Annotated in this window: 15 protein-coding genes; 1 reads left to right on the top strand and 14 read right to left on the bottom strand. The window is 73.5% G+C overall.

The features are described from left to right. Together J2N69_RS12325 and J2N69_RS12320 are read right to left on the bottom strand one after the other, a co-directional pair. Window positions 1-2,787, bottom strand: a complete 2,787-nt coding sequence (locus J2N69_RS12325) for an FtsX-like permease family protein (RefSeq protein ID WP_230900788.1) — start codon at window positions 2,785-2,787, stop codon at window positions 1-3. 220 nt (window positions 2,788-3,007) lie between these two features. Next, on the bottom strand, window positions 3,008-3,421 hold the full coding sequence (locus tag J2N69_RS12320; RefSeq protein ID WP_230900787.1) for a globin: 414 nt from the start codon (window positions 3,419-3,421) through the stop codon (window positions 3,008-3,010). 114 nt (window positions 3,422-3,535) lie between these two features. Between J2N69_RS12320 and J2N69_RS12315 the strand changes: the two genes are divergently transcribed. Further along, complete coding sequence (locus J2N69_RS12315) at window positions 3,536-4,498, top strand: methyltransferase domain-containing protein (RefSeq protein ID WP_230900786.1); 963 nt, start codon at window positions 3,536-3,538, stop codon at window positions 4,496-4,498. 24 nt (window positions 4,499-4,522) lie between these two features. Here J2N69_RS12315 and J2N69_RS12310 read toward each other — a convergent pair whose 3' ends face one another. The 12 genes from J2N69_RS12310 to J2N69_RS12255 form a co-directional block, all read right to left on the bottom strand. Continuing rightward, window positions 4,523-5,908 (bottom strand): FHA domain-containing protein, encoded by a 1,386-nt coding sequence (locus J2N69_RS12310; protein WP_230900785.1) that lies wholly within the window; start codon window positions 5,906-5,908, stop codon window positions 4,523-4,525. A 101-nt stretch (window positions 5,909-6,009) separates the two neighbouring features. After that, window positions 6,010-7,368, bottom strand: coding sequence for a vWA domain-containing protein (locus J2N69_RS12305; RefSeq protein WP_230900784.1), 1,359 nt, complete (start codon window positions 7,366-7,368; stop codon window positions 6,010-6,012). 72 nt (window positions 7,369-7,440) lie between these two features. Then, the gene (locus J2N69_RS12300; RefSeq protein ID WP_230900783.1) at window positions 7,441-8,736 is read right to left on the bottom strand and encodes a PP2C family protein-serine/threonine phosphatase; all 1,296 of its coding nucleotides are present in this window, start codon (window positions 8,734-8,736) and stop codon (window positions 7,441-7,443) included. Window positions 8,737-8,739: 3 nt separating this feature from the next. Then, window positions 8,740-11,271, bottom strand: a complete 2,532-nt coding sequence (locus J2N69_RS12295; RefSeq protein WP_230900782.1) for a serine/threonine-protein kinase — start codon at window positions 11,269-11,271, stop codon at window positions 8,740-8,742. After that, on the bottom strand, window positions 11,268-12,587 hold the full coding sequence (locus J2N69_RS12290) for a coiled-coil domain-containing protein (RefSeq protein ID WP_230900781.1): 1,320 nt from the start codon (window positions 12,585-12,587) through the stop codon (window positions 11,268-11,270). Before J2N69_RS12290 ends, J2N69_RS12295 begins: the two co-directional genes overlap by 4 nt. Window positions 12,588-12,705: 118 nt before the next feature. Beyond that, window positions 12,706-13,689: a glutamate ABC transporter substrate-binding protein gene (locus tag J2N69_RS12285; RefSeq protein WP_230900780.1), complete on the bottom strand. Its 984-nt coding sequence runs from the start codon at window positions 13,687-13,689 to the stop codon at window positions 12,706-12,708. Window positions 13,690-13,721: 32 nt separating this feature from the next. Then, window positions 13,722-15,203, bottom strand: coding sequence for a hypothetical protein (locus tag J2N69_RS12280; RefSeq protein WP_230900779.1), 1,482 nt, complete (start codon window positions 15,201-15,203; stop codon window positions 13,722-13,724). An 801-nt stretch (window positions 15,204-16,004) separates the two neighbouring features. Further along, a complete protein-coding gene (locus tag J2N69_RS12275) occupies window positions 16,005-17,006 on the bottom strand; it encodes an N-acetylglucosamine kinase (protein ID WP_230900778.1) in 1,002 nt (333 codons plus the stop codon). Then, a complete protein-coding gene (locus tag J2N69_RS12270; RefSeq protein ID WP_230900777.1) occupies window positions 16,997-18,262 on the bottom strand; it encodes a 6-phospho-beta-glucosidase in 1,266 nt (421 codons plus the stop codon). Before J2N69_RS12270 ends, J2N69_RS12275 begins: the two co-directional genes overlap by 10 nt. Window positions 18,263-18,270: 8 nt before the next feature. Next, on the bottom strand, window positions 18,271-19,176 hold the full coding sequence (locus J2N69_RS12265; RefSeq protein ID WP_230900776.1) for a carbohydrate ABC transporter permease: 906 nt from the start codon (window positions 19,174-19,176) through the stop codon (window positions 18,271-18,273). Window positions 19,177-19,182: 6 nt separating this feature from the next. Continuing rightward, on the bottom strand, window positions 19,183-20,127 hold the full coding sequence (locus J2N69_RS12260; RefSeq protein WP_230900775.1) for a carbohydrate ABC transporter permease: 945 nt from the start codon (window positions 20,125-20,127) through the stop codon (window positions 19,183-19,185). Between the two features lie 12 nt (window positions 20,128-20,139). Beyond that, window positions 20,140-21,480 carry an ABC transporter substrate-binding protein gene (locus J2N69_RS12255; protein WP_230900774.1) on the bottom strand — a complete coding sequence of 447 codons (1,341 nt, stop codon included), beginning with the start codon at window positions 21,478-21,480 and terminating at the stop codon, window positions 20,140-20,142. Between the last annotated feature and the right edge of the window lie 43 nt (window positions 21,481-21,523).

The raw sequence follows: 21,523 nt of genomic DNA, 5'->3' as shown, positions 1-21,523 counted from the left end.
TCAGTTGCCCCCTTCGTGGCGCAGGGACACCGTCGGGTCGCCGCGGCGCAGCGCGAGGGCCGCGACGATCAGGAGGGGAACCGCCGCCACTCCGGTGAGCAGGGCGGCCACATGGGACAGGGGCAGCTCCACCAGGACCGGCGGGACCGGCTGCGCCGCGTCGCCCGTGAGGACGATCAGCGGGACCACGGCGCGGGTCAGGACCGCGCCGAGCCCGAGCCCCACCAGCAGGGCGAGCCCGAGCAGGAAGCCCTGCTCCGCCGCGATCAGCCGGGCGAGCCTGCGGCGCGGCGCACCCAGCGCGCGCAGCACGGCGAACTCCGCGGAGCGTTCCCGCAGCGACGCCGCCGCGCTCACCGCGAAGCCGACGGCGGCCAGCGCAGCGGCGGCCGCGGCGACCGCGAGCAGCGCGGACTGCGGGCCCGCGCCGAGCGGATCGTCACGCAGTTCGTCGGCGATCTCCTCGCGTACGAGGACCTGTTCGGGGTCGATGTCGGGGCGGGCCCGCAGCGCGGCGGCCGTCCGGTCGGCGGCGCCGGGGCGCGGCGTGAGCCACCATTCGGTGGGCGCCAGCGGCTTCTCCCCGGCGCGGGTGAGCCGGGCGTTCACGGCGGGCAGGTCGAGCAGGACGGCGCCGCCGTCGGTGGCGGCGGCGACCCCGTCCGGCCCGCTCCCTCCGGTCCCCGCCGTCGGCACCTGCCGCACCGCCTTCACGATCCGCACCGGCAGCTCCCCGCTCCCGGCCGGCACGTCCAGGCGCGCGCCCACCCGCGCCCCGCTCGCCCGTAGAAACGCGTCGGTCACCACGGCCCGCACGGGCGAACTCCCGCCGGACGCCCGGCCTTCCGGCCCTCGTCCTTCTGCTGCCAGGGCCCCGGCGATCTCCTCCCCGCTCCCGCCGTCCTCGCGCGTGAGCATGCCGGGGGTGGCCCGGGCGAGGTCCAGGGCGAGGACCGTTGCCTGGCGGTCGTCCGACAGGTCCATGGGGAAGCGGGCGGCGGGCGCGGCCCCGCGTACCCCGGGCAGGGCGGCGAAGACCCGGGCCTGCTCCGCGTCCGGCACACGGCTGCCGAGGACGCGGACCGGGGCGCCCGCCCGGAAGTCGGCCTGGTCCTCCTGCGACCGGTCCCAGGACGCACCCTGCCCGATCGCCAGCATGCCCATCGCCACGGCGAGGACCAGCAGCAGCACCGGACCCGCCCCGCGCAGGGGACGCCTGCTCAGCTGCCAGCCCGCGAGCGCTCCCGACAGGCCCCGCCCCTTCGCCGCGTACCGCTCGGCGACCCGGGCGGCGGGCGGCAGCAGCCGCAGCGTCACCACCGTGCCCGCGAGCAGCGCGAGGGCGGGCGCCGCCACCAGCAGCGGGTCCACGCCGAGGCGCCCCGACCGGTCGTCGGTGAGCGCGCCCGCCCCCGACGTACGGCTGCTCACCTGCCAGTACGCGACGGCGGCGATCACCAGCAGGCCCACGTCCGCCCCGGCCCGCAGCGGCGCGGGCAGCGCGGAGGCCCGAACGGAACGGCGCGGCGCCGACCGCCGGCCCGACGTGGCCGACAGCGCGGGGGCGACGACCGCGAGCGCGCAGCCGGACGCGGTGATGGCGGCCGCCGCCCACACCGTCGCGCCCGCCGCCCCGTCCAGCCGCAGACCCGTCCGCGCCAGGGCGCCCTGCCCCGCGAGCAGCCCCGTCAACGGGCCCGCGAGGAGCGGGGCGAGGACGGCGGCGGGCAGCGCGAGCAGCAGCGCCTCCACCGCGGCGAACCAGACGACGCGGCCCCGCGCGGCGCCGCGGGCCAGCAGCAGCTCGGTCTCGCCGCCGCGCTCGGCGAAGAGCAGCCGGGCGACGAGGAGCAGCGCGTACCCGGCGAGCATGATCAGCTGGAGGGCGACGATCAGCAGCGTGGAGCGGGACACGAGCAGCGCCCGCTCGGCGCGGTCCAGGACGTCGGGCAGCGCGGTCGCGGCGCTCGGATTGCCGCCCAGCGCCGACTTCTTCGCGAGCGCGGCCGGGCCCTTCCGCGCCGCTTCCCGCAGCGCGCCGACGCGTTCGGTGGTGACGGCCCCGAAGTCGGCGGTGGCCAGCCACTGCGTGCCGTCCGCCGAGACGCGTGAGCCGGTCAGGACCGCCGGGTCCACGAGGAGCGGCCCGTACGTCATGAAGTCGCCCTTGCGCAGGCCGCGTCCGCCCAGCTCGTCCAGTTGCCAGTACGGGTCAGCGGTGTCGGCGGGGCGGTAGACGCCGGTCACCCGGACGGTGACGTCGTGGCCCGTGAGGCGGTCGGTGAGGGTGAGCGGCCGGGCGCCGGGGCCAAGGCGCAGCCTGGCGGCGGCGGTCTCGGGGACGGCGACCTCGATGGGCCCCTTCGCGTCACCCGAGGGGGCGCCGCCCGGCCAACTCCCCTCGGTCAGCCGGATTCCGGACCGGTCGAGGGCGGCGAGCCGCGTGAGGTCGGGCTGGTCGCCGCGCGCCGCGCCGGGCAGCGCGTACGTCCCGGAGCGGGCCAGGGAACGCAGCCGCACCGGCAGCCCGTCGAAGGTGCGCCGGGCCCCCTCGCGCACCACCCGCCGCGCCGCCTCCTGTTCACCGGCCGGGACTTGGGTGCGTACGACGAGCGCGGCCGGGGCCGCGGACCGGGTGCGCAGGGTGTGCCGCAGCGCGGCGTCGCCGATCGCCCCGGAGAACGCGGCGAGGGTGGTGAGGATCGCCGTGGTGAGCAGCACGGCCAGGAGGGCCGCGGCGAGCAGCAGCCGATGGGCGCGCACGCGCAGCAGAACGAACCCCGTCACCCGGACGTACCCCCGTGCTCGCGTGCCCTGCGCTCATGGGCCCGTGATCAACGGAAACCCGCGCCTGTACGCCGCCGCCCCCCAGCAGTCTGTTCGAATGCTTTCAGACAGCGGGCGGTCGGGGAAAGGGGTGGGGCGGGACGAAGTGCACGGATATCGGAGCGGGGACGCCGGTCACCGCGGTCCCGTCGGTGGGTTCCCGCGGTCCCGGCGGGGGCGGTCAGCTTTCGGAGTTCACCATCGACGCCGCCGCGTACGTCAGGTAGTTCCACAGCGTCCGCTCGTGCTCCTCGGAGAGGCCCAGCTCGTCGACGGCCGCGCGCATGTGCTTCAGCCAGGCGTCGTGCGCCGCCCGGTCCACGGTGAACGGCGCGTGCCGCATGCGCAGCCGCGGGTGGCCGCGGTGGTCGCTGTAGGTGCGCGGGCCGCCCCAGTACTGCATCAGGAAGAGGACGAGGCGCTCCTCGGCCGGGCCGAGGTCCTCCTCCGGGTACATCGGCCGCAGCAGCGGGTCCTCCGCGACCCCCTGGTAGAAGAGGTGCACCAGGCGCCGGAAGGTCTCCTCGCCGCCGACCTGCTCGTAGAAGGTCTGCTCCTGAAGCGTGCCGCGTGGGATCTCTTTCACACCGTCCATGGTCTCAGACGGCACGACCGAGGACGGAAGGCTTAGGACCACCCGCTCCCGGGCCACCGGCCGCGCGCCCTCCCGCCACTCGCATCGGCGGCGTCCGCGCAGCACAGTGGAGCCATGGAACCCGATCCTGCACTCGTCGCCGAGGCCCGGTCCGCCCTCGTGCGCGAGATCGAGGCGAGCGGGGCCTGGCGGGACGACCCGGCCTGGCGGGAGGCCTTCGAGGCGGTGCCGCGCCACCTGTTCGTGCCGTACTACTACAGCGCCGGTTCGGGCGGGGCCCACGAACGGCTGTGGGGCGAGGACCCCGACCCGGAGCGCCGCGCCCGCTGGGTGCGCGGGGCCTACGAGGACGTCCCCCTCGCCACCCGGGTGCGCGACGGCGAGCTGGTCTCCTCCAGCAGCCAGCCGTCCCTGATGGCGCTGATGCTGACCGAGCTGCGGGTACGTGACGGGGACCGCGTCCTGGAGATCGGCGCCGGGACCGGCTACAACGCCGCCCTGCTCGCCCACCGGCTCGGCGACGACCACGTCACCACCGTCGACCTGGACCCGGAGATCACGGAGTCCGCGCGGCGGCATCTGGCCGACGCCGGCCACCGCCCCGCCGTGATCACCGGGGACGGCGCGGTCGGCTGCGCCGAGCGGGCGCCGTACGACCGGATCATCGTCACCTGCACCCTCACCTCGGTGCCCCGGCTGTGGCTCGCCCAGTGCGCCCCCGGCGCCCGCATCCTCGCGCCGCTGGCCACCGGGCTGATCGCGCTGACCGTCCAGGACGCCGAGCACGCCGAGGGGCGCTTCCTGCACACGCCCGCCTACTTCGTGCCGCTGCGCGGCGGCGGCACCGGAGCCCCGCACGAGCCGTACATCGGGGGGCTGCCGCGCAGGGCCCTGCAGAACGAACTCTTCCGGTTCCTGCTGGAGCTGACCGCGGGCAGTCTCGACCCGCACGAGGCGCTCGCGCTGTGGGAGCGCGAGGGCCGCCCGGTGCGCGAACGCTTCGGGGTGTCCGTGCGCGGGCGGTACGAGTGGGCCTGGCTGGACGACCCCGAAGGGCCGTACGCCTGGCCGCTGTGACGTGACCGCCCGCCGCGGGGCCCGCTAGTCGCGGCGGACCGTGATCGTCGTCCAGGCGCCCACGTGCACCTGGTCGCCGTCCTGGAGCGGCACCGGGACGAACGGCTGGATGGGCTCCTCGCCGCCGTTGACCGTGGTGCCGTTCGTGGAGTTCTGGTCGACGACCGCCCAGCTGCCGTCCGGCTGCTGGACCAGGATCGCGTGCTGGTGCGAGACGCCCGGGTCCTCCGGGGGCACGGACAGGTCGATGTCCGGGGTGTCGCCCGTGGAGTGGCGGCGGCGGCCGATGGTGATCTGGTTGCCGGCCAGCGGGCGCTGCTGCTCGGGCGAGTACGCGGGCAGGTTGAGGCCCGACGCCTCGGGGCCGCTGCGCTGCATCATCGCCCGGAAGTACTCGCGGTCCGGACCGATCGTCGCCGTCCACGTGCCGGGTCCCTGCGGGGCCTGCTGCTGCGGGTGCTCCTGCTGCGGCTGCGGCTGCTGCTGAGCCTGGTGCTGCGGGGCCTGGTGCTGAGGCTGCTGCTGGGGCGCCTGCTGCTGCGGCGCGTGATGCTGTGGGGCCTGCTGCTGCGGCGGAACCGGCTGGAAGACGTCCTGCCGCTGGAACGGCTGCTGCGGCGGAGCCGGGGACGACGGCGGCGAGATCACCCAGTCGTCGTCACCGCCGCTGCCACCGCCGAAGGACGGCCCTCCGGAGCCGGGCTGCGGCGGGGGAGGCGGGCCCTGCGAGGCGCCCGTCTCCTGCGGGAACGCGTGCGGCGCGGGCGGACCCGGCTGCGGGGGCGGACCCGGCTGCTGGAAGGCCTGCGGGGCGCCGGGCGGGGTCTGGCCGGGACCACCCTGGCCGGGACCGCCCTGGCCCGGACCACCCTGACCGGGACCGCCGCCAGGGCCGTTCCCGGTGCCGTTGCCGAACGGCGGGATCGGCTCGGCCGGCCGGTTCATCTGCGAGGGACGCGAGCCCTGGTACTCGTACGCGTCCTGCCCGGGGTGACCGCCGGGCGGCGGCTGCTGGAAGGGCCGGCCGGCGCGCGGCGGGGGCGCGCCGGGGCCGCCCTGGGTGTTCGGCAGCGGCCGGATCGGCGCGGCCGGGGTGTAGGACGTCGCGGTGTTCGTCAGGAAGTTCCAGCGGCACTCCTCGCAGAACGGCGCGTTCGCCTCGCGGGGCGTGCGGCACTGCGGGCACAGCTCCGGCTCGGGCGCCGGGTCCGGCACGGCGGCCAGATGCGGGCGCCCGGGGCCGGGCTGCGAGAAGTCCGGGTTCTGGCCGGGAGGCGGCGGAGGATAGCCGTAGCCGGCCGCGGGCGGCGGCGGGGGAGGCGGCGGCGGTACGGCACCGGCCATGCGGTGACCGCAGACCTCGCACCAGTCGTCGGAACCCGACTGGTGTCCGTTCGGGCAGGTCGGCATGTCGGCGCTTCCCCCTCTCCTTCTCCGGCCCGCGGGCCGTACGTACTGCGTCTGACTGGTCCACGGCGCCGGGGCGCCGCGCTACTGCTTCCACACGTTCTTCACGACTGCTTCTTCACGCGAACGGTCTTCGTCGACCGGGTTTCGAGGGTCATCTCGTCGGCCTCGGCGACCTTCGCCTTCAATCGAACAGTACCTTCCGCGGCATCCACCACGTCCACCACCTTCGAAAGCAGTTTCGCGGTATCGGCGTTGCCGGAGGCGGCGGCGAGCTGGACGGCGCGGCCGAGCTTCGCCGTCGCGCCGTCGAGATCTCCCGATTTGCGGGCGTCGAGTCCCTGCTGGATGACATGGGCCAGTTCCGCCTGGCCCGTGTAGTGCGCGACCTGCGGGTTGATGGAGGTGGAGGCCGCCATGTCGTCCGTCCACACCGCCCGCACCAGTCCCTGGGACAGGGTCTGCGGGGTGCCGTCGCCCTGCGGCACGACCAGGGAGACCCGGGCCGCGAGCATCTCCTGGCCGAGGTCGGCGCCGGGCACGCGCACACAGATGTGATAGTCGCGTGACTCGTCGCCCCAGGAACCCGTCGGATAGTCGCCGGCGCGCGGCCCGGCCTCCGTGCGGCGGCCCGTCAAGTCCTCGACCGTGGGCGCCACTTGTTTCACGAACTGGATCTCCACGCCCACCGGTGTCCACAGCCGCAGGCTGACGTCGGCGACCTCCTTGCCCATGGCCGTCTCCATCATCCGCGTGAAGTCGGCGGAGAGCCCGGCCGGGTCGGCGACGATGTCGGCGGTGCCGAGCAGCGCGGAGGCGATCCCCGTGACCTCCTTCACCTCCCAGTCCGTGCCGACGCCGCGGGCGTCACAGGTGAAGCGGCCCGCACAGGAGTCCAGCGCGGCCCTGAGGTCCTCGGGCGACTCGTGTTCGTTGCGGCCGTCGGTGAGCAGGATGCCGTGGCGCACCGCGGTCGGGGCGACGTCGGCGGAGGCGAGCAGCCGGTCGGCGAGCCGCAGCCAGGTGCCGATCGCCGTGCCGCCGCCCGCGCTGAGCCCGCGCAGCGCCTGCTTGGCCTGCTCGCGGGTGGTGGGGTCGGCCACCGCGAGGCGTCCGCCGCCGGGGTAGACCTCTTTGGCGACATGGGTGCCGCCGATCACCGCGAAGCGCACACCGTCGCGCAGGGCGTCGATCGCGGCGGCCGTGGCGTCCCGCGCGCCCCGCATCTTCGTCGGCGGGTAGTCCATGGAGCCGGAGCAGTCCACCATGACCGCCACGGCGGCGTCCGGCCCCTGCCCCGCCGAGTACAGATGCGGCGCGCTCACCGCGGAGCCGATCGTCCCGCCCCCGGTCGAGGTCACCGTCGCGATGGCGTGGACCTCGCGGCCGCCCTCCGGCAGGAACTCGTTCTGGTAGACGTCGACCGAGAACTGCGGCACGTTCGACTTCGAGAAAATGGCCATGGATGCTGCTCCCCCTCAGATCCCCGGATACTCACGACCTCGGCGGCCCCGGTGCACGGCCCCCGTACGACGCTAGGCCGATCCTGCCCCTTGCGGCGCGCACGGGAACGGGACGACCGCCACTGTTACGTTGTCGTGGCCCCCGCCGTCCAGCGCGTGGCCGACCAGGACCTGCGCGCTGTGCAGGGGCCTGGCCGCGGCGTCGGTGGGCACGGCCCGCGCCATCTCCTCGACGGCTTCGGCGTAGTTCCACAGTCCGTCCGTGCACACCACCACCACACCCGCGCGGTCCGGCTTGAAGGAAGCGGTGTGCGGCTCCAGTTCGTACGCGTCCGCGCCGAGCCAGCCCGTGATGGCGTGCGCGCGCTCGTCGGCGTACGCCTCGGCCTCGTTCATCAGGCCCGCGGCGACCATCTGCGCGGCCCACGAGTCGTCCTCGGTGAGGCGGACGGCGGGCCCGGTGCGGTCGTCGGGGACCCAGTAGGCGCGGCTGTCGCCGACCCAGCCGATCACGAGCAGGCCACCGGCGACGACCGCGCCGACCAGGGTGCAGGCGGGCGCGTTCTGATGGGAGCTGTGCTCGCGGGCGGCCGGGGGCTCGTCCGCCAGGGCGTTGACGGCGTCGGCCGCCGCGAGGATGGCGTCGTGCATGGCCTGCTGCGGGTGCGTCCCGCGCTCCAACGCGGCCCGGAGGGACTCGTCGGCGGCGCGGGAGGCGGCGAGCGAGGCCTCGTCGGGGCGGGTGGCGGAGGAGACGCCGTCGCAGACGATCGCGACGACGGCGGGGGAGCCGTCGGGCAGCGCGGCCGCGGAGATCGCGAACGCGTCTTCGTTGCGGTGGTGGCGCAGCCCCCGGTCGCTGACCGCGGCGACCGCGTCCAGCTCCTGCTCCATGTGGTCGCGCTCGCGCGGCTGGGCGTGCCCGCAGTTCTCGCAGTACCCGTCCGGGTCGACGCGGCCCGAACGGCAGGCCACGCAGAGCGCGGTGCCCGCGGGCGCGACGGCCTCGGGCGCGGCGGTGCGCGGGTCGGCGGTGGCGTCCGGCACGGGCGTGGCCGCCGGGGCGGCTGGAGCGGCCGGGGCGGGCAACGGGTACTCGTCCGGCTCCGTCAGCTCCGTGCCCGCCGAGTCGGTGCCCGCCAAGTCGGTGGGCAGGTGGGTGGGTGCCGGGGTGTCGGAGCTGTCCACCTCCGGGGCGACGGGCCACTCCGCAGGCCGGTCGGCCGTGCCCGCCGCACCGTTGGGCGAGGTGGCCGGGCGGGCCGGCACCGCCGACAGGTCGTACCCGCACGCACCACAGAACAGGTCACCCGACTCCAGCGGCTCCTCACAGCTGGGGCAGGCAGACAGTTGGGGCATCTGCGACATCACTCACACCCACGTCCGGGGGCGGAAACGGTTGGCCCGCTCCACCAGTTCGATCCTCTCCTCGCCACCCTGTGCGAGCCGGGCCAGTGTCCGGTACGAACGCTCCAGGCCGAACCGGAGACCGCGCTCGTCCAGATCACTGCCGAGCAGCACGGTCCGCGTTCCGGTGGCGGCCGGTGGCGCGGATGCGTGGCCAGAGTGCCTACCGGAGAGTACCCAGTCGAGCGCCGTCCCCAGTACCTCGGTCGCCAGGCGCTCCCTGCGCACCGCGTCCAGACCGAAGCCCGCGAGCGCCTCGATCTGCCCCGCCGCCGCCGTCAGGTCGTCCAGGAACGCCGGCCCCGGCGACGCCGCCTGACCCTCCATACGACGGCGAAGACGCGCCCGCACCGCCGCGATCCGGGCCGCGGTGTAGTGGATGGACGACTCCGGCACCGACTCCAGGGTGCGCACCGCGCCCGCCCTGTCGTCGGCGGCGAGCTGCACCCGCGCCAGCCCGAAGGCGGCGCTCACATAGCTCGGGTCGGTGGCCCACACCAGGCGGTAGTACTCGGCGGCGTTGTCCAGCTGGCCGAGGACCTCCGCGCACACGCCGAGCGCCAGCTTCGGCGCGGCCTCGCCGGGGAACGCGTCGTAGACCGCGTCGAAGGAGAGCGCGGCGCTCTCGAAGTCGCCGGTGGCCAGGGCCGCGACACCCCGGTACCAGACCACCCGCCAGTCGTCCGGGTGGCGCCGCTCCAGGTCGGCGAGGGCCTCGGCGGCGGGGGCGAGCTCCCCCATGGCGAGCCGGGCGCGCAGGGCGCGCAACTGAAGCTCGACGGAGTCGGCGGGCACCGCCCCGAGCGCGGCGATCAGCTCGGCGGGCGCGGACGCCATGAGCCCGGCCAGGAAGCCGGCGTTCGGGTCGTTCGGGTCGACGTGCGGCACCGGCAGCGCGAGCGCGGTCGCCGCGGCGTCCAGGGGCCGCACGATCGCCGTCACCGGGGGCGCGGGCGGCAGTTCACGCCGGGCGCCCGAACCCGCGGGGACGACCGGCCGCACCCCGAGGCGCGACACCTCGCCCGGCAACTCCGCGAACAGCTCCGTGTCGGTGACCTTCACCTCGGGGCCGAAGAGCGTGGAGAGCGCGGGGCGCGGCTTGCCCGTCTGGAGCGCGACGACCTCCCGCAGGACGCCCGTGAGCTGCTCGGCCATCTCCTGCGCGGAGGCGAACCGGCGGGCCGGGTCGGGGTCGGTGGCGCGCACCAGGAGGCGGTAGAACGACTCGTACCGGCGGAAGACCTCGATGTTGTCGGGGTCGGGCAGGGAGTCCACGAACACGTTCGTGTAGCCCTGGAAGTCGAAGGTCAGCACGGCGAGGGTGCGCCCGACCGTGTAGAGGTCGGAGGCGACCGAGGGCCCCACCTCGGCGACTTCGGGGGCCTGATAGCCCACCGTGCCGTAGATCGCGGACTCGTCGTCGTCCATCCTGCGGACGGCGCCCATGTCGATGACCTTGAGCTGGCCCTCGGTCTGGATGGCGTTGTCGACCTTGAAGTCGCAGTACAGCAGATTGCGGCTGTGCAGGTGCCCGAGCGCTTCCAGGGCCTCGATGCCGTACGCGCACGCCTGCTCGACCGGCAGCGGATCGCGCCTGCCGTCGGGTGTACGACGGCCGTTGGCGATCTCCTTCAGGGACTTGCCGCCCACGTACTCCATGACGATGTAGCCGTCCATGGAGCCGGTGCGCTGGTCGAGGTGCTCGACGAAGTTGTAGATCCGCACGATGTTGGCGTGCTCGATCTCGGCGAGGAAGCGGCGCTCGGAGATCGCGGCGGCCATCGCGTCCTGGTCGCCCGTGTCGAGCAGGCCCTTGAGGACCACCCAGCGGTCGGACACCGCCCGGTCGATGGCGAGGTAGACCCAGCCGAGACCGCCGTGCGCCAGGCAGCCCACGACCTCGTACTGGCCGTGCACGATGTCGCCGGGGTTCAGCTTCGGCACGAACGAGTAGGGGTGGCCGCACTTGGTGCAGAACCCCTCGGTCCGGCCGGGCCGCTCCCCGCGCGCGCGGCCCACCGGCGCCCCGCAGTCCGAGCGCGAGCAGAACCGCTTGCGCTCGGGCACCTCGGGGTTCTGCTGCACCGCGCCGCGCGGGTCGGGCCGCGGCACGTCCGGCACGGTGACCAGGCCGACGCCGAGGCGCCCGCGCCCCGAGGACGAGGACGCCGACCCCGAGCTGCGCACCGACACCGAACGTGATGCCGAAGCACCCGACAGGGAGCGGGAGAGCCGCCCCGAGACCGACCGGCGCGAGGACTGCGAACGGGACGAACGGGACGAGGCACGTGAGGAGCGGGACGACGAGCGGGTGCTGGAACTGCCGGAGCCCCGCGCCCCCTTGCCGCCGCCCGTGATGCCCGTCGGCGGTGAACTCACCCCGCGGTCCGGCGCGACGACCGGGGCGAGACCGCACGTGTCGCAGTACAGCTCGCCGCCGCCGACATCCTCGTACGACCCCGTGCAACCGGGCCGCTGACACTGCCGCGGGCTCACGCTTCCCCCCTCCGGTCGGCGGTCCCGCCCTGCTGCGGGACCCTCGGCGCGAGCACCTCGGCGGCCGCCTGCTGGTAGCGCAGCACCGCCTGCTCGGCCACGCGCAGATCACAGGGCGCGCTCCACAGCATCCGGCGCGCCGCGTCGTACCGCTCGACCAGGAGCGGGTCCTCGGCGTGGCCGTGCCGGGCGACCTTCGCCTTGTACGCGTCCAGGCGGCCGCGCAGTTCCGCGCGGACCGCGAGCGGAGCCGTGACGGCGGTCAACGACTCGCGGGCGCGCAGCAGTTCGTCCTCCGCCTTCTCCTCCAGGGACTCCAGGAGCGGGGAGAGGCGGTGCCACTGGGCGTTCCTGCGGTAGTCGGAGGCCATCGCCAGCTGCTCCTGGAGCGCGGTGGGCGGGCCGCTGACAGCGGGCACCTCCGAGGCGGCGATCTTGGCGAGGACCTCACCGCGGGCGCTGCGGGCCTCCGCGAGGGTGCGGTCCGCGCGGGAGAGCACGTCCCGCAGCCGGCCGAGGCGGGCCTCCGCGTCCTGGCGGACGGTGAGCACCGCGTCGATCTCGCGGCGCACCTCCTCCAGGGCGCGCGCCTCACGGTCGTAGCGGTCGGTGTGCGCGCGGCCGCCGCCGGGCGCCGAACTGCCCTCCGCCCGCTGCCAGAAGGCGAGCGGGTCGCTGATCACCTGCTCGCGCAGGGCGGTCAGCGCGCGTGTGATGCGCTCCAGGTCGTCACCGGCGGGGTGCTCCCCGGGGCGGACGCCGACGGAGTGCGCGAGCTGGCGGGTGCGGGCCAGCTCGGCGGCGAGCAGGTCGATGCGGGCGGGCAGCGCCGACCACACGGCGTCGGCGGCGACGACCATGTCGAGGGAGTGCGCGTACAGGTCGTTCATCCGGGCCACCAGCTCTTCGAGCGTGAACCGCTCGCTGAGCCTGGCGGGGCCGGTGACCGACGGGGAGGGGCCGGATTCGGAGCCGCCCGCGACGGTCACCGACTCGCCGCGCAGCAGCTCCGTCAGCTCGGCCAGGTCGTCACGGCTGGGCCAGCGCCTGCGGGCCCGCACGTCGTGCGCGGCGCGCAGGGCGCTGGCGTAGGCGTCGAAGTAGGTCCAGAGCAGGGTGATCCGGCGCTCCGTGGCCGCCCAGCGCTCCTGGGTGACGCCGGTGAGCGCGGCTCCTTCGAGGAGCCGTCGGCCCGCGTGGTCCTGGAGGGCGAGGAGCGAGGTCTCGATCGCCTCGTGCTCGGCGTCGAGCCGCGCCAGCGCACGGTCCACCTCGTCCCGGTCCATCACCGGACCGGGGGGTTCCGTGACGCTCATCGATCACCTCTCCGCTCTGCGTTGCCGCAACACTTCTGCTGTCGTATCAGGTCGACTGCCCGCGCCGGTCGCGTCCGTCGTACCGATCGTGTCGGTCGCGCCCGTCGTGCCGGTCGTGTCAGTCGCGGTAGTCGACCTCCGGTGGGCCCGACACCTTGCCGAGGCCGCCCTTGAGCCACTTGTCGTAGGACTTCTGCCAGCCGTCCGCGCGGTACTCCTCCAGCACCTTGTTGACCCGGCGCACCAGGTCCTCCGAGCCCTTCTTCATCGCCACGCCGTAGTACTCGGTGGTGAACGGCTTGTCGCCCTTCAGCTCGACCGTCGGGTCCTGCGCGGCCTGGCCCGCGGCGAGGGCGCTGTCGGTCACCACGGCGTCCACCTCCCCGAGCTGGAGCCGGACCAGGCAGTCGAGCTGGTTCGGCACCGTGGTGGAGATATCGGCACCGAAGCTCTTCTTCTCAAGCTCCTCCAGGGCGATGGAGCCCTCCGCCGAACACACCTTCTTGCCCTTGAGCGTGTCGTTGTACCCCGTGATGCCGGACTTCTTGGGGGCGAGGACCTGCTGGCCCGTCTCGAAATACCCCGTGGAGAAGTCGACGTCCTTCAGGCGCTCGCAGTTGACGGTCATGGTGCGCACCACCATGTCGACCTGCCCGCTCTGGAGGGCCGGGATGCGCTGATTGGTCGGGATGGCGCGGAACACCACGGCGTCGCGGTCGCCGAAGATCTCCTCGGCGATCTCGCGCGCCAGGTCGATGTCGAAGCCCTCGAGGGCGCCGCCCTTCTTGTTCGGGTCGCGGTAACCCCAGCGGTAGCTGTTCTGGTCGACGCCGACGACGAGCTTCTTGACCTCGCGGTTCTTGATGGCGTCGATCGCCGGGCCGTCCTTGCCCGAGGGGCGCGGGCTCCGGTCGTTGCAGTCGTCGGCGTCCGCGCGCGCGGCCACCGTGACACCGGAGCCGCCGTCGGCCGCCTTCGCGCCCGCGCCGCCGTCCTTGTGCGGGAGGGCCAGGGCGAGCGCCCCCGTGAGCACGCAGGCGGCCCCCATCGCGCCGACTCCGCCCCAGCCGCGCAGCCTGACCGTGCCACGTCGTGTACGCATCGTCTGCGCGCCCCCTTCCACCTCTGACCCCATCACCGGTACTCCGAAAGCCTGCGGCCGATGCCGAGCACGGCGGCCGCCGCGCCGAGGACCGCGAGCACGGCGGCGCCGGCCGGCAGCCCCGTCATGGCGCCCCTGCCGTCCTCGGCCGCCTGCTGGAACTCCCTCTGCTCGTGCCTGAGAGCGCGGTCCAGGGCCGCGTCCACGTTGTCGAAGCACTCGCCGGTCGGCTCGGCGCCCTGGCCGTCCTTGGAGCCTATGACCTTGTCGAGCGCTCCCTGATAGTCACCGGAGTCGTCACTGGAGCGGGCCTCCTTGTGACGGTCCTGCCAGACGCCCACGTTCTTCACGGCCGTGCGGACGGGACCCTCGCCGGGCGTGTTCTTGGCGAGCGCGGCCGCTTGGCCGAGCAGTCCGCTGTCGCCGTCGCCGAGCCGCTTCATCTGCGCGCGGTAGGAGACGTCGAACTTGTCCTGCGGCTCGCCCTTCACCTCGGTGGTCTCCGCGCCCCTGTTCACCAGCGTGAGGTTCTCGTCGCCCCGCGCCTTCAGCGAGCTGATGCGGGCGTCGTTCAGCACGTTAAGGGACCGCACGCCGTGGTCGTACGAGTCGTCGAGTCCCGAGCGGGCGACGGTGTGGCCCACCACGAGCCAGAGCAGGACGACGGTGGTGGCGGCGGTCGCGGCGAGCAGCCCGTGGTTGAACACCCGGTTGGTGCGGCGGTAGTTGCGGCGCTGCGCCCAGGCGAGGGCGGCGAGCGCGAGGACGCCGAGCGCCATGGCGAACCAGGGGTACGGCTTGGCGTCGCCGTAGTCGGAGGACAGGCGGGCGTTCTCCGCCTTGTAGAGCTTCTCGGCGGCCGGGAGCATCTGCGTCTGCATCGTGGCGTTGGCGTAGCGCAGATAGGCGCCGCCGAGCGGCAGGCCCTGGCGGTTGTTCGCGCGGGCGCGCTCGATCAGGCCCGTGTACTGGGGCAGGAGCTGGTTCAGCTTGCGGACGGCCGCGGCCGAGGAGGAGTCCGAACCCGCGGCCGACGCGGCGGTCGCGAGCTTCTGCGCGGCCCGCTCTATGTCGCGCTCGTACCGCTGGCGGACGGCCGCGGGCTCCTGGCCGCCCGCCAGGAAGCCGCTGGACGCCGCGGTGTTGGCGTCCGCCAGGGAGCGGTAGATGGCCGCGGCGTCGGCGCTCAGCGGCTGGCTGCGGTGCAGCACGTCGTCCGCGGCGGTGGAACGCTCCGTCATCTGCCAGGCGGTGACCGCGCCGAATGCCACGACGAGCAGGGCGAGGAGGGCACCGATGATGCGCAGCCTGCCCGGCTCCGTGGTCGCGGCGGCGCGCAACCGGTCCGTGCCCTCGGCCCAGGCCGTGCGGCGGGGCGCGGCGGCGGGCGGCCGGGGCGGCGGCCCCTGCGCGGCGGGGGCGCCCGGTGCCTGCGGCGGGACGGCGGGCGTCGTCGGCGCCGGCCGCGCGGGTGCCCCGGGCGGCGCCGCGCTGCCATTCGGCGGATATGTCACCTGGCCTCGACCTCCCCCTTGGTCATCGGACGGTTGCTTCCACCCGACGCGCGCGGCGCGGGAAGAAGTGCACGGCCGCAAGTATCGCCGCAGGGACCGACATCCGCACAGGTCTTGTCTCGATCTTGCGTGAACCCCTGCCTTTGAACACGTATGAGGGAGAGGTTCGGTTCCCGCCCGCGCGCACGGCGCGATCGGAAACGGAGGTCGGCGCCGGTGTGCGCCGGGGGGTGCCCCCCGCTTGGCCGGTCCCGAGCGGTGCCGCGTCCGGGACTGTGCGTCCGGTGCGGGGAGTTGGGGGCGGGGGGAGCGGGAAGTGCGACATGCGCTGCGTCCGCCATGGCCGCGGCGTGCGCGTACGCGCCGGGGGGCGCCCCCGCTTGGCCGGTCCCGAGTGATGCCGCGTCCCAGACTGAGCGTCCCTCGCACGGAGTCGAGTGGCGGGGGGCCAGGGAACGGGAAGCGCGACACGCGCCGCGTCCGCCATGGCCGCGCATGCGCGTGTACGCCGGGGGTGCCTCCGCTTAGCCGGTACCGAGCGGTGCCGCGTCCCGGACTGTTCGTCTGCTGAGCGGAGTTGGAGGGCGGCCAGGGGACGGGGTGCGGGAAGCGCGACGCGCGTCGCGTCCGCCATGGCCGTGCATGCGCGCGTGCGCCGGGGTGGCCGCCCCCGCCCGGCCGTACGGGGAGAGCCGCCCTCCCCGGACTCCGCGCTCCCGGCGCCCAGTTGGCGCCGTCCCCCCGCGCGACGCCGCGTCGTCCTCATGGCTTCGCACGCGCGCCTACCGGCGGCCGGAGCCGTCAGCCCCGGTGTGTGGGTGTGCCCCCTTCGTAATGGCTTCGCACGCGCGCGTGTGTCTCCGGGGGTGCCCCCGCCTCGTCGAGGCCGAGCAGTGCCGCTCCCAGGACCGGGCGGGCGGTGACCACCCGGGGGATCGCTTTGGGGGCCCGGTCGGCCAGCAAAGACCGCACCCGGCCGTCCAGTTGCGGGTGGCGGGCCGCCAGGACGCTGCCGCCCAGCAGGACCGGGGTCTCCTCGTCCAGCAGGTCGAGGCGGGTCAGTGCCACCGTGGCCATCGCGACGACCTCGTCGGCCATCCGGTCCACCAGCGAACGCGCCACCGCGTCGCCCGCCGCCGCCGTGGCGAAGAGCACCGGCGTCAGCTCATGCCGCCTGGCCGGGGCGATGTGCCCGAGGTGCAGCGCCTCGATCAGCGCGTACATAGACGGCAGCCCGAAGTGCGCGGGCAGCGCCTCGCGCAGCGCGGTCGGACCGCCCCGGCCGTCCTCGGCGCGCGCCGCGTGCCACAGCGCCTCCTCGGCGAGGCCGCCGCCCCCGCCCCAGTCACCGGAGATGCGGCCGATCGCCGGGAAGCGGGCGGTGCGCCCGTCCGGGAGCATGCCGACGCAGTTGACGCCCGCGCCGCACACCACGGCGACGCCCCGCGGCTCCGCGTCCTCCAGGAGCCCGGCGCGCAGCACGGCGAAGGTGTCGTTGTGGACCCGCACCGACGTGCCCCAGCCGCGGCGCCGCAGCGCTTGCGTCAACTCTCGTTCTTCCACCGGGAGATCGGCATTGGCCAGGCACGCCGAGACGTGGCCCACGGAGTCGGTGCCCGCCTGCGCGAGCGCCCGCGTCACCGCCTCGGCCAGCACGTCCACCGCCGGCTCGACACCGACCTGGGGCGGTTGGAACCCGCCGCCGCGGGCCGCGCCGACGACCTGGCCGTCGGCCGCGACCACCGCGACGTCGGTCTTGCTGTTGCCCGCGTCGATCGCGAGCACACTCGTGCCTACGCCCACGCCAGGTGCTCCCGGTTGTGCGCGACGAGGCGGTCGGTGAGCTGCTCGGCGTACGCGTACTGGCCGACCAGCGGATGGGCGAGCAGTGCCTTGAAGACGCGGTCCCGGCCGCCGTGCAGGGCCGCCTGGAGCGCCAGCTCCTCGTACCCGGTGACATGGGCGATCAGCCCCGAGTACAGCGGGTCCAGCCGCTCCACCGGCAGGGGCCTGGCACCCGTGCCGTCCACCGCCGCCTGCACCTCGATCACCGCGTCGTCGGGGAGGAACGGCAGCGTGCCGTTGTTGACGGTGTTCACCACCTGGTACGGGCTGCCACCGTTGCCGAGCAGTGACGCCGCCAGGTCCACGGCCGCCTCCGAGTAGAAGGCGCCGCCGCGCTTGGCGAGCAGCTCCGGCTTCTCGTCGAGCGCCGGATCGCCGTACATCTCCAGCAACTGCCGCTCCATCGCCGCCACTTCGGCGGCACGCGACGGCTTCGTCTTCAGCTCCTCGACCACCGCGTCGTGCTGGTAGTAGTAGCGCAGGTAGTACGAGGGCACGACGCCGAGCCGGTCGACGATCGCGCGCGGCATGTGCAGGTCCTCGGCGACCGCGTCCCCGTGCTCGGCGAGCAGCTTGGGCAGGATGTCCTCACCGCCCGGACCCCCGAGACGTACGCCTGTCTCCCAGGTCAGGTGGTTGAGCCCCACGTGGTCGAGGTGCACCTCGCCCGGCGCGACGTCGAGCAGCTTCGCGAACTTCCGCTGGAAGCCGATCGCCACGTTGCACAGCCCGACCGCCTTGTGCCCGGCCTGGAGCAGCGCCCGCGTGACGATGCCGACCGGGTTGGTGAAGTCGATGATCCAGGCGTCCGGGTTGGTCCGCCGTACGCGCTCGGCGATGTCCAGGACCACCGGGACCGTGCGCAGGGCCTTCGCCAGGCCGCCCGCGCCGGTCGTCTCCTGGCCGACGCAGCCGCACTCCAGCGGCCACGTCTCGTCCTGCTGCCGGGCCGCCTGCCCGCCGACGCGCAGCTGGAGCAGGACCGCGTCGGCATCCGCGACACCCGCGTCCACGTCGGACGTGGTGACGATCCGCCCCGGGTGCCCCTGCTTGGCGAAGATGCGCCGCGCGAGGCCGCCCACCAGCTCGAGGCGGTCGGCGGCCGGATCGACCAGGACCAGTTCCTCGATCGGCAGCGTGTCCCTCAAACGGGCGAAGCCGTCGATGAGTTCGGGTGTGTAGGTCGACCCTCCGCCGACCACTGCGAGCTTCATTGCGTGTCTCAGCCCTTTACTCCGGTGAGGGTGACGCCTTCGACGAAGGCCTTCTGTGCGAAGAAGAAGACGAGGATGACCGGCGCCATGACGAGCAGTGTCGCCGCCATCGTCAGGTTCCAGTTGACGCTGTGGGCGCTCTTGAAGGACTCCAGGCCGTACGAGAGGGTCCACGCGCCGGGGTTCTGGGCCGCGTAGATCTGCGGCCCGAAGTAGTCGTTCCAGCAGTAGAAGAACTGGAAGAGCGCGATGGCGGCGATGCCCGGCTTGGCCATCGGCACGACGATCTTGACGAGCGTACGGAACTCGCCGCAGCCGTCCACCTTCGCCGACTCGATGTACTCCTTGGGGATGGTCAGCAGGAACTGCCGCAGCAGGAAGATCGAGTACGCGTCGCCGAACGCCATCGGGATGATCAGCGGCCACAGCGTGCCCGACAGGTGCAGCTGCTGCGCCCACACCAGGTACATCGGGATCACGATGACCTGCGGCGGCAGCATCATCGTGGAGATGACGAGCATCATCGCGGTGCGCCGGCCGCGGAAGCGGAACTTGGCGAGCGCGTACGCCACGGGTATCGCCGAGCAGACCGTGAAGAGGGTGCCGAGGCCCGCGTACAGGAGCGAGTTGCGCCACCAGTCGAGGAAGCCGGGGGTGTCGAACACCGCCTTGTAGTTGGACCAGTGCCAGGAGTCTGGCCACAGCTCGCCGCTCATCGCCTGCGCGTCGCTCATCACCGACGTCAGGAAGACGAAGACGAACGGCAGGACGAACAGCAGCGCGACCGCGATCGCCACACTGTGGACGGCGATCCAGTGCAGGACGCGCTTGCGGCGGGCGCGGGCGGCGGCGGGGCCCCGGAGCGGGGCGGTGCGTCCGGGCGCGGCCGGTGCGCTGAGAGTGGTGGTCGTCATGAGTCCTCAGTCCTCCGCCGAGAGCAGCCCGGAGCGCTTGCGCATCAGGAGCGACGTCACGGCCATGGCGATGGCGAAGAGCACGAGCGAGAGCACGCACGCGGCGCCGGTGTTGAAGTTCTGGAAGCCCATCGAGTAGACGAGCTGGGGGACCGTGAGGGTCGAGTGCTCCGGATAGCCGGGCTGGATCACCGAACCCGGGCCGATGTTGACCCCGGAGGCGACCTTCCCGGCGACCAGGGCCTGCGTGTAGTACTGCATGGTCTGCACGACACCCGTGACCACCGCGAACATCACGATCGGCGTGATCGAGGGCCAGGTGACGTAGCGGAACTTGGCCCACGCCCCGGCGCCGTCCAGCTCCGCGGCCTCGTACTGCTCCTTGGGGACGTCGAGCAGCGCGGCCATGAAGATCACCATCAGGTCGCCGATCCCCCACAGGGAGAGCAGGACCAGTGAGGGCTTGGCGGTGTCCGGGTCGTTGAACCAGTTCGGCCCGGAGACCCCGATGGCGCCGAGGAGTTCGTTGACCGGGCCGGTGCCCGGGTTGAGCAGGAAGACGAAGGCGACGGTGGCGGCCACCGGCGGGGCCAGGTACGGGATGTAGAAGGCGGTGCGGAAGAACCCGACACCCGTCTTGATCTTCGTGATGAGCAGTCCGAGCGAGAGCCCGAAGACCACCCGCAGCGCCACCATGATCACGACCAGCCACAGGGTGTTCCACAGGGCGGGTCCGAAGAGCGGCATCTGGTCGAACACGTACTCCCAGTTCCGCAGGCCCACGAAGGTGGGCTCCTTGATCTGGTTGTAGTGCATGAAGGAGAAGTAGACGGTCGCGATCAGCGGGTACGCGAAGAAGACGCTGAAGCCGACCAGCCAGGGGGAGAGAAAGCCGAGCGTGCGCAGTCTGCGGCGCGCCGCGGGGCCGGCGAGGGTCAGGGAACGTGCCATGGCTCGGGGTCCTCAGCTCTTCGACTGGAGCGTGTCGGCGTCGATCTGTTCGTCGAGTCTGCGCAGCCCCGCCCGGAGGTCGGTGGTGTGCCCGGCCTCGACGGAGTACGCGAAGTCCATCAGCGAGACGACGTAGGCGCCGCCGTTCGTGGAGGGCGGCAGGGCCTCGCTGTGCTCGTTCTCCAGGATCTTGAAGAAGGTGCGGAACGTCGGGTCGGCGTCCAGGCGCGGTGAGTCGAGCGCCGCGTAGGTGGACGGCACGTTGTGGATGGCGTTGGCGAAGTCCACCACCTGGTCCGTGTCGGTGGTCAGGAACCTCACCAGCTCCCACGCCGCGTTCTGGTGCTTGCTGCTGTGCGCGATGCCGGCGACCGTGCCGGTGAGGAAGCCGCGCCCGTACGTCTCCGCCTGGTCGTCGGGGACGGGCAGCGGCGCGACGCCCCAGTCGAACTTCGCCTTGGCGTCCTTCAGCATGAGGCCGCGCCACTCGCCGTCCAGGTGCATGGCGAGCTTGCCGGTCAGGAAGGCGTTCTGGCTGGACATCTCGTCGCCGAAGGTGAGCCGGAACTTCTCCAGGTCGTCGAAGCCGCCCTGCGCGGCCGCGAGCCGCCGGGCCGTCTTCAGGAAGTCGTACGTCGCCGGTTCCTTCGCGAGGCGCGAGTTGCCCTCGCCGTCGAAGTACCGGGGGCCCCACTGCGCGAAGAGCCGGTCCGGACTGTTCTGGTACAGCCGGAAGTTGGGCATGTACCCGACCCGCTCGTACGAGTCCTCACCGCGGCGCACGGTGAGCTTCTTGGCGACCCGCTCGAACTCGGACATCGTGCGCGGCGGGCGCTTGATGCCGGCCTCGGCGAAGGCGTCCTTGTTGTAGTACATGCCGTAGGCGTCGGCGAGGAGGGGAAGGGCGCACTGGTTGCCCTGGTAGCTGGTGTAGTCGAGCAGCGTCTTCGGGAAGACCTTCCGCTTGTCCACGCCCGTCTTCTTCATGAAGGGGTCGAGGTCGACCCACATCCCCGAGTCGCAGTACTGCCCCACGTTGTTGGTGGTGAAGGACGACACCACGTCCGGGGCCTTGTCACCGCCCGCGCGCAGCGCCTGGTTGACGGTGGCGTCGGTGACGTTCCCGGTGGCCTCCACCTCGATGTTGGGGTGCAGCTCCTCGAACCGGTCGATGCTGTCGTCGATGGCCTTGACCTCGCCGGGCGTGGCCCAGCCGTGCCAGAACTTCAGGGTGACCGGCGCGGCCGGGTCGTCGTTCGCGCTGCCGACGCTCGGGTTGGCGCAGCCGGAGAGCAACAATCCGGCTGCGGCGAGCGCCGCGGACGCGCGGGTGGGCATGCGCCATCGCGGCATGGCGGGCTTCCTTTACGGGGAGGGGAACGGCTACGGGAGCTGC

It is taken from the genome of Streptomyces huasconensis (genome assembly GCF_021028635.1).
Taxonomy (GTDB): Bacteria; Actinomycetota; Actinomycetes; order Streptomycetales; family Streptomycetaceae; genus Streptomyces; species Streptomyces huasconensis.
The sequence above is the reverse complement of the archived record's forward strand: the minus strand, read 5'-3'. Positions and strand labels throughout refer to the sequence as shown.

Coding starts and splice junctions, on each gene's coding strand:
- J2N69_RS12270 (WP_230900777.1), bottom strand. CDS start 18,262: ATGAAGCTCGCAGTGGTCGGCGGAGGGTCGACCTACACACCCGAACTC.
- J2N69_RS12260 (WP_230900775.1), bottom strand. CDS start 20,127: ATGGCACGTTCCCTGACCCTCGCCGGCCCCGCGGCGCGCCGCAGACTG.
- J2N69_RS12315 (WP_230900786.1), top strand. CDS start 3,536: ATGGAACCCGATCCTGCACTCGTCGCCGAGGCCCGGTCCGCCCTCGTG.
- J2N69_RS12290 (WP_230900781.1), bottom strand. CDS start 12,587: ATGAGCGTCACGGAACCCCCCGGTCCGGTGATGGACCGGGACGAGGTG.
- J2N69_RS12320 (WP_230900787.1), bottom strand. CDS start 3,421: ATGGACGGTGTGAAAGAGATCCCACGCGGCACGCTTCAGGAGCAGACC.
- J2N69_RS12285 (WP_230900780.1), bottom strand. CDS start 13,689: ATGCGTACACGACGTGGCACGGTCAGGCTGCGCGGCTGGGGCGGAGTC.
- J2N69_RS12310 (WP_230900785.1), bottom strand. CDS start 5,908: ATGCCGACCTGCCCGAACGGACACCAGTCGGGTTCCGACGACTGGTGC.
- J2N69_RS12255 (WP_230900774.1), bottom strand. CDS start 21,480: ATGCCGCGATGGCGCATGCCCACCCGCGCGTCCGCGGCGCTCGCCGCA.
- J2N69_RS12305 (WP_230900784.1), bottom strand. CDS start 7,368: ATGGCCATTTTCTCGAAGTCGAACGTGCCGCAGTTCTCGGTCGACGTC.
- J2N69_RS12300 (WP_230900783.1), bottom strand. CDS start 8,736: ATGTCGCAGATGCCCCAACTGTCTGCCTGCCCCAGCTGTGAGGAGCCG.
- J2N69_RS12265 (WP_230900776.1), bottom strand. CDS start 19,176: ATGACGACCACCACTCTCAGCGCACCGGCCGCGCCCGGACGCACCGCC.